The following is a 9957-nucleotide window of genomic DNA, read 5'->3' on the forward strand; positions in this document are numbered from 1 at the left end:
CCTGGCGTGCGCCCTCGCGAAACAAAAACTCTCAAGGCGCGCCGCACTCCGGCGCGCTTTTTTTTACCCTTGGGCATACGCGTCCCGCCCCATTTTCCATTGCGCGCCGGTTTAATTCACACCATGAAAAGCGGAAAAACCTCCCCATGAAAATCCCCTCGCACAGCATCTTGCCGCTTTTGCTTGTCGCACTCCTAGCCCTTGGCGCATGCAAGGATTCCAAAACCTCCGCTCCCAAACAAACATCCGCCGCTTCTTCCGAGCCACGCCAAGCACAGTCTGCTACGACACCGCAAACCAGCGCGAATGACGCCGATTTCGCGGATATCCCTGCCGACCTCGCCGAGCGTTACAAGACCGCGCTTCAATCCAATAACGCCGCAGCCCTCCTCGAAATCGGCAAGGAAGCCCGGGACAAGGCCGCCGCCATCGAAAATTCTTCGCGCGCATCCACTGCGCTCGCCGTTTTTTCCGCGCGCGCAGTTGCTGCATCCGCGCGCCTCGGCAACACCGAGGCCATGTTGCTCGCCGCCCGCAATGCGCTGGATGGCTATGGCGTTCCGGTTGACCGCGCTGCCGCGCTCGAACTCTACACTGCCGCGGGCGACGCTGGCGAAGCCGCCGGCTACAACGCCGCCGCGCGCATGCTTGTCGAGGGCAAAGACGCGCCTCTCGATGTGTCCGGCGCTCTCGCCCTTATCGAAAAAGCCATCGCTCTCGGTAGCACCGAGGCGAAGTTTCTCAAGGGCTCGATCATCCTCGCCCAAGGCGGCGACTCCGTCCCCGAGGCCATGCGACTCCTCATGGAAGCCGCGCGCGCCGATAATGCCGAGGCGCAATACCTTCTCGCAAAACTTCACCGCGAGGGCAAATACGCGCCCCGCGACGAACAGGCCGCCGCTGAATGGACAAAATATGCCGCCGATCTCGGGCTTGCTTCCGCAAGCACCGATTACGCCCGCCTCACGCTTCGCGGAAAATCCGGCGCCGACGGGGATGTTCGCGCCGCCATCGATCGACTCATTTACGCTGCCGACCAAGGCAACTCCAATGCCGCCCTGCAACTCGCTTTCTTTTTTCAATCCGCCAAAAATCCCACACCCGAGGACTTTGCCGCCGCGCAGCGTTATGCCCAAATGGCTCATGACAATGGCGAATCCGACGCCGCCTTGGTGCTGGCCACTATCGCACTGCGGAACAAGGACTACACCGTCGCGCTCGAGTGGTTGGAAAAAGATGCCAACAATTTGAACTGGCGCACGAAATACGCCTACGAACTCGCCACCAAAAGCAGGCAACCTCTGGCAACCGCGATCCGCACCGCCACTTACGCCAAGCGCGAGGAGGCCATGAGGCATGCAACTGAAAAACCGGCCACGCCAGGCGGTGACAAACGCCCCGCTGTGATCAAGGCATTCGAGCCTCCAATCCCGCCATCCCTCACATCGCTCGACGCCCAAATCTCGGTTAACGTGCGGTTTATTGTGGATGAAAACGGCGTGCCCACGGACGTCAAATTACTCAACCCAAGCCCCTACGAGGAACTCAACCAATCCGTGCTCGACACCGTTGGCCAATGGCGTTTCTCACCCGGCGTTAAAAACGGAGTCCCCGTCAAAACGCGCATGCAATTGCCCCTGGTCGTCAATACCAAGCGCTGAACGCGCGCCGCGGCCTGCCTCCCTCAAAACAACATTCCCTGCCGCCCGTCGGGCTCGTCATCAGCCGCGGGCGGGGCGACGCACTCCGGGCCTGCGTTGCGCGTGTTGTTCACATGGCTTGAAACGCGCCTCGCGCGCATCAACGCATCCTCGAAAGGCAGCAACAATAGCGTGCTCATGCCGTCTCGCGCATCGCCGTCGAGCCACCTGGTTGCGTCCTCGGCCGGCACGATCATCGGCATGCGGTGATGGATTGGGCGCATCACGTTGTTTGGCTCGGTCGTGATGATTGCGCACGCCCCGTTCGCGTCGCGGTCGGGCAAGCGGTCCCAGATGCCCGCCAGAAAAAACGGCCGTTTATCCCTCAACTGAAAAAGCCACGGAAAACGCGCCCGCCCGGCCTTTTCCCATTCATAAAAACCACTCGCGGGAATCAGGCAACGGCGCGACATCAGCGCCTCGCGAAACCCCGCTTTCGAGAGCAGCGACTCCGCGCGCACATTCACAATCGGCGGCGCGCTCGTCCGCTGCACCCCGGCGCCATGCCATCGCAATCCCCAGTGCAGCGACACGCATTCGCGCTCGCGTTTCACGCGCCCCGGTTTTGCCCGGACCACTTTTATTTTCGACGACGGCGCGATGTTGTAGTTGTCGCCTGGATACGCGGTGTCGCCCTCCTCGTCGGGAATGCCCGCCGCCGCGAGAAGATCCCGCGCATCTTTCCCCAAAAGCATGTAACGGCAGCACATTGCGCCCTGAAGTTAGGCGCCTGAAGTTTCCCGTGGCAATTCCGCAATGAGCCTCACCGCTTCACCCGCCGCCGCGAGGCCGAACGCCCCTGTCACAAACACCGCCGTGCCAAAACCGCTCTCGCAATCGAGCTTCAGATTGCTCCCCGGTTCCTGCTCGGTCGAGCATGTGCCGTTCGCCCACGGATAAACCGGTTTCTCCGCCGAATACACGCAGCGCACGCCGTAGCGGTTTCCCTCGCCGCGCGCGAACCCGTGGTCGCGGCGCAATTTTTTTCGCACCAGCCGCAACAAATCATCGCTGACGGATTCGCCGAGGTCGCCCGTGCGGATCGCGCTCGCGTCACGCTTGCCGCCCGCGCCGCCCACCGTCACGCAGGCGAGCCCGCGTTGCGCGCAACTTGCGATGAGCAGCGCCTTGTTTGTCACCGAGTCAATCGCGTCGATCACGCAATCAAAGCGTTTCGAAAGCATCCGCTCCGCGGTCGCCGAGGTAAAAAACTCCGGCAGTGTTTCGACGCGGATTTCCGGATTGATCAGCCGCATGCGCCGCGCAAGCACGTCGACCTTGGGCCGTCCGATCTCGCCCTCGATTGCGGGCAGCTGCCGGTTCACATTGGTCACGCACACATCGTCGAGATCGATGAGCGTGAGCGCGCCGACACCCGAGCGCGCCAGCCCCTCGACCGCCCACGAGCCCACGCCGCCCACGCCCACCACGCACACATGCGCGTCGTGCAAACGGGCCAGCCCTTCGCGTCCGAATAATCGTCCCACACCGCCGAAGCGGGCCTGATAGTTCTGGGAAAGTTTTGTCATTCTGTTTTTCGAGGTAGGGCGAAGCCTCCGGCTGAGCCGAAATCGTGTTTCACGCAATGGCTCACCGGGACGGTTCGCCCTACCATCGCATTTTATAATTCCGTGTATTTTTCCGAGCGCCCGCGCGCCTTCTCGACCGGATATTTTTTCCCGTTGGCCTCCATCTTTGATTCGATCGCCGACGCCACGTCGATGCCGGTCGCGTTTGCAAACTCAAGCGCGTAGATGATCACGTCGGCGAGTTCCTCCTCGATTTTTTTGCGCCGGGCCGGATCATTTTTTGCGATGTCGCGGGACGCGCCGGCCTCGGCCCAGAGAAAATGCTCCATCAATTCGCCCGCCTCCGCGGCGAGCGCCATGCTCAGGTTTTTGGGCGCGTGAAACTGCTCCCACTCGCGCTCGTGCACGAACGCGAGGATGCGCGCCTTAAGCTCGGCCACCGTTGTCTTATCATCATTCAGTGATTTCATAATCGGGTAAAATCTATGCGAAATATTCGCGGGACAAAATAAAAACTTGTCGGGAACCTGTGGACGAATATCCATGTCACTCGTCAAGTCCATCACATGAATCTGTCATCACAGCATTATCGCAGCCACGCCGGCGCTTCGTTTACGAAGGCCCGCGCGTGTGTTTTCTGCGTTCAATTGCGACAGATTTCCGTCATGTCCTGGACAAAGAAAACGAACGGCACGGGCAATACGGCATAAACATCCGTTTTTCTTTCGGAACACGTTTTAGCCAATCAAGCCCGGCCTTCTCAAACCCGAGAGAGGAGTAACTGCACACATGCACACAATGATCCACACCGACACCACAACCGAAACCGACAGTAGCAACCGCATTGCCAAATCCGAGTTCCGCAATCCGCACTACGATTGTCAGCACGAGGGTGACTCCATGAAACTCATCGTCTACGTTCCAGGCGTCGACGCAACCGGGGTGGACATTACGATGCACGGCCCCGATCTCACGATTACGGCGCGCAAAAAACGATTTATCCGGCGAAACTGGAACGGCCTCCAGCTCGAGCGCGTGCAGCGCGACTACATGCTCCGCCTGCGCGTCGGTTACGGTTACGATCCGTCCACGATGACGGCGGACCTTCGCAACGGCATCCTCACGCTCAAGCTGCCCGTTCGCGCGGCGAGCGTCGCGCCGCCTGTTCCCGTGCTCGCCGGGGCCGCGTGATAAGCGCGACCAGCGGGAGCCGATTGCCTTTCGCAGCGCATCGGCAACGGTTCCCCTGTGTGAGCGCGCATTATCCAATGTCGTTTTAACCGGGGCAGGTGAATCGAACTTTATGAAAAAAGCGCGTGGCGAATTCGCCGCCACGCCGGGGTCTCCACGCCTTCGGGTAACTCGCTCATCGCGCCCAAAAACCAATTGCGGCCCGTCACACCATTGTTATCCGTTGGATTATAAAATTGGTTCTGGTTTATAATCACATCATTATTGAACGCGATCATGACAGATCCATGGTTTCGAACGCGAACCGCACAATACATTACTGTCTTGGTGCGATAATTATCCACATAAAGCCAACCAAAAAATATATACAAACATGAGCAAGCTACCTTCGAAACTCGGCAATACGCACGACTCCGCGGCATGGAAAAAAGTCAAACCGCTCAAGGATTATGACCTTACCAAGCATCTCGACACACTTGATGTGCTTTTGAAATTCGCCCACAAGAATCCAACCGCGGAGCAATGCGAAAACATCCAGATTGTCTGCGATAAAATTTGCACGGCGGCCACGTCTGCAAAGAAAAACAACAAGTCGAGCGAGAAGATCGTTGAATTTTGTGATCGTGTTTTCAAAATTGCCGTTGGCACGCACAAAATAGCAGGCGACATCGAAAACGAGTTGGCCTCGAATGCAAAAAAAGAGGATAAAAAAACCAAGTCCTCCGCCGGCGGAGATGCCGCAAAACTTCCGGTTAAAACGCATTTTGACTCGGTCTGCGCCGCGCTTGCGAAATGCTCGGCTCACAAAAACAAAGCCGTGACCGCATTTTGTGAAAAGGACGCCTTTGTCATCGGTGAGGGGAAAACCAAGGATGGGGAGCTGGTTGGTATTCAAGCGCAGGCCAAAAAGAACCTGAAGTCATATAAGGCATTCATGGCGGCGCTCGAAAAACTCAAGGGGAAAAAACTGCCCCGGACGGAAGCTCTCAAGGCAATCAAGAAAGTTCTCTACGACGGCTCCGCGTTTATTTATCCGATGGACGGCGGATTGCAGGCGCAAGTAGGCGAATGGAAGCATCGCGCCTTTGCATTGCACAAGGGCAATGCCGCCGAATTTCAAAAGAGCCTAGCTTTTCAAATCTATACCGCCGCGGCAATGACCATTCAGGCGGATGCTACGATCATTCAAAAATGCGAGGGTGCATTGGCCCGTGAGGATTGAGCGATCGTGAGGATCAAGGGCGTGGGGCAGGATTTCACGCCCTTGCTTTTCGCGTTTCCTGAAAACCACTCACCGCGGGCTTGTTCCGCCACCGCGTATTTCGTCCCCTCACGCAAACTCATAAAACATCGTGCTCTCGCCCGGGGGCACGATGGCAAACGGACACCGCAGTTTCGCGTCGATTCCGGCAAGCGCGCGCTGGATCGCCTCGGCGCTGTTGCATTCGCGGCTGAGGTGCGTGAGGTAAATTTGCCGCCACGCCGGGCTCTCCACGGATTCAAGCAGTTCGCGCACCGCGTGATTCGAGAGGTGCCCGTGGCGGCCGCTGATGCGCTGCTTGGTCGACCACGGGCGCCGCTTGTCCGCCTGCAACATTTCCGGGCAATGGTTCGCCTCGACCACCAGCACCTCGGCGTTGCGAATGTGCTCGTGGATGTGTCGCGGCGTGTGCCCCAGGTCGGTCAGCCACGCGACGCTGTGCGCGGCGCCGTTGTTCTCCGGCGCGGCATCGCCTTGATGCGTGAACAAAAAACCCACCGGTTCCTGTGCGTCGTGCGGCACGGAAAAACTTTCCACCTGCAGATCGAGAAAATCAAAGCGCGCGCCCGTCTCGAACAACTGCCACGCCGGGGTGTGCTTTAGTTTTGCCTGCACAACGCGCGCCGTCGCCCGGTTCGCGAACACTTTTATTTGCGCGTGTTTCGCCAGCCCGCAGATCGCCGACGCATGGTCGCCGTGCTCGTGCGTGATAAAAACCGCGTCGATGTTCGCAAGCGACTCGCCCACGCCCGCAAGCAGTTCGTTCGTGCGTCGCGCGGAAAATCCCGCGTCGATCAGCACGCGCGCGCGCGGAGTCTGGAGCAGCGCGCAATTGCCATCGCTGCCGCTCCCCAAAATACAAAAACGCATGCGCGGAACACTCATTTTTCGAGAAACACGGACGGGATCACTTCGCGGGCCAAAACACAACACACACGCACGCCGGCACGCCAAATCGTTTTGCGGGCTGCGCGAGTTTCCCCGTCGTCGCGTCGATGCGGAAACTTGCGACGTCATTCGCATCCTGGTTCGCGCAGAGCAGCCAGCCGCCGTCGGGGCTGATCGCAAAATGCCTCGGGTGCGCCAGGCCGCCCGTGCGCTGCAAGAACGCCAGCCGCCCGCTCGCCGGATCGACGGCGAACGCCGCGATGCTCTCGTCGTTCGCGCGATTTGACGCATACAGGAATTTTCCCGAGCGATGCATCGCCACTTCCGCCGACCAGCGGCGTCCCGAAAAATCCGGGGGAACCGTCGGGGCGGTTTCGATTTCGCGCAACCCGCCCGACGCGGCATCGTAGGCGAAAACCGTCACCGTTGCGGCCAGCTCGTTGATCGCATACATGAACCGCGCGTCCGGGGAAAATGCCAGGTGCCGCACGCCGCAACCTTCCGCAAGCGCCGCGGCCACTTTGCTGTCGGCCAGTTTGCTTTCAGATGTGATGCGATATGAGAAAATTCTGTCCGCCGCCAGGTCCGCCGCAAATGCGAAGCATCCGTCAGGGGACACTTTGATGCAATGCGGATGAGGCGCTGATTGCTGCGGATGTTTTCCCGTCAGCGTGTGCTCGACACGCGACGCGCACTCGCCGAGCGAGCCGTCCGCGCGAATCGGAAACGATTGCAAATACCCGCCCGAATAATGCGCCGTGAGCACTGTGCGCCCGTCCGGTGTGACCGAGATGTAAGTGCCGTTTGTCGCACCATCGGCGACTTGGTTGATAAGCGTGAGCCCTCCCGATTTCGGATCAATTGTGTATGCCAGCACAATACCGCCCGTCTTGTCGTCGCCGCCCACCGCGTAAAGCACCGGCAGTGTCGGATGCGTTGCCAGAAAGGTCGGGTTCGCCGCTTCCGCCGCCAGCGTCGGCTCGGATGTCGCGCCAACTTTTTCGTCAAACCCCGCCACATAAATCCCCCTGCTTGGAGGTTTGCGTGTGTAAGTGCCAAAATAAACGAACTGCCCGGATGTCGCGAGAGAAGTCATGATGAAAAGAAAAGTTGAGAGAAATAAACGCATGCGAAGCCAAACCCTGTTCCAAGTCTATGGGAACGGATAAAAGGCGCGCCGCATCCGTTCGCAAGGGCGCAATTAAAAGAAAGATCGCCTCCTCTCTCCGTTCCGACGCTTTCGGCTTCCATTTTGCCCGATTCCCGCTTCCTCTACGCGCTTTCAAACACACATGGCAGATTTTCTCACAGCCACGCCATCGACCGATGATTCCAAGAAATGCGAGCGCGCCTTTCTCGTCGGCGTGCAAACTCCGGGCATGAAACCCGGCGAGGCCCGCGAGCTGCTCGATGAGCTTCGCGAACTCGTTGAAAACCTCGGCATCGGCGTCGTCTCCGAGGAGCTTGTCAATTTGCGCGCGCCCAATGCCGCCACGCTGCTCGGCTCGGGCAAGACGCACGCGGTCATCGCGGCGGCCCGCGCCGCGCACGCCGACTTGATCGTCATCGACGAGCCGCTCTCGCCCGCGCAACAGCGCAACTGGGAAAAGGAATCCGGCGTCGCGGTTATCGACCGCGAGGAGGTGATTCTCGATATTTTTGCCGAGCGCGCCAGCACGCGCGAAGCCGTCCTTCAAGTCGCGCTCGCCCGCATGGAATACTCGTTGCCGCGCCTCACTCGCGCGTGGACGCATCTTTCGCGCCAGCGCGGACGCGGCAAGCTCGGCGGCGAGGGCGAGACGCAGCTCGAGCAGGACCGCCGCATCGTGCGCGACCGCATCACGCACCTGCGCCTTGAGCTCTCCAAGGTAGTCAGCCAGCGCGACGTGCAGCGCCACCGGCGCATGCGCGTGCCGGTGCCGACCGCGTCGATTGTGGGCTACACCAACGCGGGCAAGTCCACGCTCATCAACAGGCTCACCGGCGCGCAGGTGCTCGCTGAAAACAAACTCTTCGCCACGCTCGACCCGACCACGCGCCAGCTCGTGTTGCCAAACAACCAGAAGCTCCTGGTCACGGACACGGTCGGCTTCATCCGGCGCCTGCCGCACCGCCTCGTCGAGGCGTTCAAGGCCACGCTTGAGGAGGTGATCGTATCCGATTTTCTGATACACGTTATCGACGTCTCGAACCCCGATTTTGAAAAGCACCACGCCACGACGCTCGCCGTGCTCGACGAGCTCGGCGCCGCGGACAAGACCATTGTCACCGTCTTTAACAAAACCGACCTCGCCGATGACACTGCGCGCGCGCATGCGCTGGCGCTTGCGCCCGACGCGTGTTTTGTGAGCGCGGCCACTGGTGAAAACGTGGACGTCCTGCTGGCCCGCTGCGCCGGACTGATCGCAGACCAATACGCGTCCGCGCGGCTGTATATTCCCCACGCCCGTTACGACCTTGTCGCGAAACTGCACAAGCTCGGCCATGTGCAACACGAGGAGCAATTTGACACCGGCGTGTATGTCGAGGGCCGCATTCCGCCCGCGCTTGCCTCCGCATACGAATCGTTTGCCGTTGCGAAAAAGCCGGCGGGAAAGAGACGAAAACGCTAACCCTTGGTCCCGGCCCGATACCCCGACAATGCAGTTTCGATTCCAGTTGCTCCCGGGCGCTTACGTCGTCGCAAAACTTACCGGTTCCGTCCCTGCGTTTCCAATGGAGGTGAAACCCAGTGCGTTGTTTTCGCTCACACTCACCGATGATGAAATCTCGCTTGTGTGCGAGGAAAGCGAGGTGCCTGCATCGGCAGTGTGCGCAAGCATCCAGCGCGACTGGCGCGTCTTGAAAATTGAAGGCATCCTGGACTTTTCGCTTGTGGGAATCCTCGCGCGGATCACGGGAGTGCTTTCGTCGAAGGGCATCAGCATTTTTGCGCTCTCGACCCACAATACGGATTACATCCTGGTGCAATCGAAGTCGCTTCCAGCCGCGATGAGCGCCCTGAAGGCGGATGGACATGCGATATTTGGGCAAAACTCGGATATGTGAAAAATCACGCCATGTGAAATCCCGCACTTGACGTGCAAGGGAATCGCGCCAACGTCATCCCTCCTAATTTGCCCGATGGTGTAATGGCAGCACAGGCGACTTTGACTCGCCTAGTCATGGTTCGAATCCATGTCGGGCAGCCAATGCCGAGTCGGGGTGTTTTTGGGGATTCCCAAAAAACAAAGTTTCCCTCCGGCTTTCTCTGAAAAGAAAATGGTGCAAGCGCCGGGAGTCGAACCCGGATCAACGGCTTCGGAGACCAACCCCGCCCCTTATGAAAACAGGGGGTAGTTGACCATAGGTTGACATCATAACAGCTCCAAAAACACGATCACAGACC

At 59.4% G+C, this 9957-nt stretch carries 12 protein-coding genes and 1 tRNA gene; 6 read left to right on the top strand and 7 right to left on the bottom strand.

Annotation, left to right across the window (positions count from 1 at the left end):
* Positions 1 to 146: 146 nt before the first annotated feature.
* Positions 147 to 1661, top strand: coding sequence for a TonB family protein (locus tag M2447_RS10080; RefSeq protein ID WP_277510924.1), 1515 nt, complete (start codon positions 147 to 149; stop codon positions 1659 to 1661).
* Between the two features lie 23 nt (positions 1662 to 1684).
* Here the strand turns inward: M2447_RS10080 and M2447_RS10085 are convergent, their stop codons facing one another.
* The 3 genes from M2447_RS10085 to M2447_RS10095 all read right to left on the bottom strand — a co-directional run bounded on the left by M2447_RS10085 (position 1685) and on the right by M2447_RS10095 (position 3699).
* Complete coding sequence (locus M2447_RS10085; RefSeq protein WP_277558512.1) at positions 1685 to 2410, bottom strand: SOS response-associated peptidase; 726 nt, start codon at positions 2408 to 2410, stop codon at positions 1685 to 1687.
* Between the two features lie 12 nt (positions 2411 to 2422).
* Positions 2423 to 3229 carry a tRNA threonylcarbamoyladenosine dehydratase gene (locus tag M2447_RS10090; RefSeq protein ID WP_277558513.1) on the bottom strand — a complete coding sequence of 269 codons (807 nt, stop codon included), beginning with the start codon at positions 3227 to 3229 and terminating at the stop codon, positions 2423 to 2425.
* Between the two features lie 92 nt (positions 3230 to 3321).
* Positions 3322 to 3699: a nucleotide pyrophosphohydrolase gene (locus tag M2447_RS10095; RefSeq protein ID WP_277558514.1), complete on the bottom strand. Its 378-nt coding sequence runs from the start codon at positions 3697 to 3699 to the stop codon at positions 3322 to 3324.
* A gap of 319 nt (positions 3700 to 4018) precedes the next feature.
* Here M2447_RS10095 and M2447_RS10100 point away from each other — a divergent pair, with 319 nt between their 5' ends.
* Complete coding sequence (locus tag M2447_RS10100; RefSeq protein WP_277558515.1) at positions 4019 to 4420, top strand: Hsp20/alpha crystallin family protein; 402 nt, start codon at positions 4019 to 4021, stop codon at positions 4418 to 4420.
* 110 nt (positions 4421 to 4530) lie between these two features.
* Here the strand turns inward: M2447_RS10100 and M2447_RS10105 are convergent, their stop codons facing one another.
* Positions 4531 to 4698 (bottom strand): hypothetical protein, encoded by a 168-nt coding sequence (locus M2447_RS10105; RefSeq protein WP_277510917.1) that lies wholly within the window; start codon positions 4696 to 4698, stop codon positions 4531 to 4533.
* 104 nt (positions 4699 to 4802) lie between these two features.
* Positions 4803 to 5225, bottom strand: a complete 423-nt coding sequence (locus tag M2447_RS10110) for a hypothetical protein (RefSeq protein WP_277558516.1) — start codon at positions 5223 to 5225, stop codon at positions 4803 to 4805.
* Positions 5226 to 5237: 12 nt separating this feature from the next.
* On the opposite strand from M2447_RS10110, the gene M2447_RS10115 reads away from it, so the two are divergent.
* Positions 5238 to 5642: a hypothetical protein gene (locus tag M2447_RS10115; RefSeq protein WP_277510913.1), complete on the top strand. Its 405-nt coding sequence runs from the start codon at positions 5238 to 5240 to the stop codon at positions 5640 to 5642.
* Positions 5643 to 5750: 108 nt separating this feature from the next.
* Here M2447_RS10115 and M2447_RS10120 read toward each other — a convergent pair whose 3' ends face one another.
* Both M2447_RS10120 and M2447_RS10125 read right to left on the bottom strand, forming a co-directional pair.
* Positions 5751 to 6566: an MBL fold metallo-hydrolase gene (locus M2447_RS10120; RefSeq protein ID WP_277558517.1), complete on the bottom strand. Its 816-nt coding sequence runs from the start codon at positions 6564 to 6566 to the stop codon at positions 5751 to 5753.
* Positions 6567 to 6588: 22 nt separating this feature from the next.
* Positions 6589 to 7665 carry a lactonase family protein gene (locus M2447_RS10125; RefSeq protein WP_277558518.1) on the bottom strand — a complete coding sequence of 359 codons (1077 nt, stop codon included), beginning with the start codon at positions 7663 to 7665 and terminating at the stop codon, positions 6589 to 6591.
* 196 nt (positions 7666 to 7861) lie between these two features.
* Between M2447_RS10125 and hflX the strand changes: the two genes are divergently transcribed.
* From hflX to M2447_RS10140, 3 genes are all read left to right on the top strand, one after another.
* Complete coding sequence (gene hflX, locus M2447_RS10130; protein ID WP_277558519.1) at positions 7862 to 9181, top strand: GTPase HflX; 1320 nt, start codon at positions 7862 to 7864, stop codon at positions 9179 to 9181.
* Between the two features lie 28 nt (positions 9182 to 9209).
* A complete protein-coding gene (locus M2447_RS10135; RefSeq protein ID WP_277558520.1) occupies positions 9210 to 9617 on the top strand; it encodes an ACT domain-containing protein in 408 nt (135 codons plus the stop codon).
* Positions 9618 to 9686: 69 nt separating this feature from the next.
* Positions 9687 to 9760 (top strand) — tRNA-Gln (locus M2447_RS10140).
* Positions 9761 to 9957: the final 197 nt, after the last annotated feature.

Origin of the sequence: Ereboglobus sp. PH5-10 (genome assembly GCF_029504735.1) — a bacterium.
GTDB lineage: Bacteria > Verrucomicrobiota > Verrucomicrobiia > Opitutales > Opitutaceae > Ereboglobus.

Bases quoted from the DNA above. Each gene is read 5' to 3' on its own strand.
- M2447_RS10080 (WP_277510924.1), top strand. From the start codon at position 147: ATGAAAATCCCCTCGCACAGCATCTTGCCGCTTTTGCTTGTCGCACTC.
- M2447_RS10085 (WP_277558512.1), bottom strand. From the start codon at position 2,410: ATGTGCTGCCGTTACATGCTTTTGGGGAAAGATGCGCGGGATCTTCTC.
- M2447_RS10090 (WP_277558513.1), bottom strand. From the start codon at position 3,229: ATGACAAAACTTTCCCAGAACTATCAGGCCCGCTTCGGCGGTGTGGGA.
- M2447_RS10095 (WP_277558514.1), bottom strand. From the start codon at position 3,699: ATGAAATCACTGAATGATGATAAGACAACGGTGGCCGAGCTTAAGGCG.
- M2447_RS10100 (WP_277558515.1), top strand. From the start codon at position 4,019: ATGCACACAATGATCCACACCGACACCACAACCGAAACCGACAGTAGC.
- M2447_RS10105 (WP_277510917.1), bottom strand. From the start codon at position 4,698: ATGATCGCGTTCAATAATGATGTGATTATAAACCAGAACCAATTTTAT.
- M2447_RS10120 (WP_277558517.1), bottom strand. From the start codon at position 6,566: ATGAGTGTTCCGCGCATGCGTTTTTGTATTTTGGGGAGCGGCAGCGAT.
- M2447_RS10125 (WP_277558518.1), bottom strand. From the start codon at position 7,665: ATGACTTCTCTCGCGACATCCGGGCAGTTCGTTTATTTTGGCACTTAC.
- hflX (WP_277558519.1), top strand. From the start codon at position 7,862: ATGGCAGATTTTCTCACAGCCACGCCATCGACCGATGATTCCAAGAAA.
- M2447_RS10135 (WP_277558520.1), top strand. From the start codon at position 9,210: ATGCAGTTTCGATTCCAGTTGCTCCCGGGCGCTTACGTCGTCGCAAAA.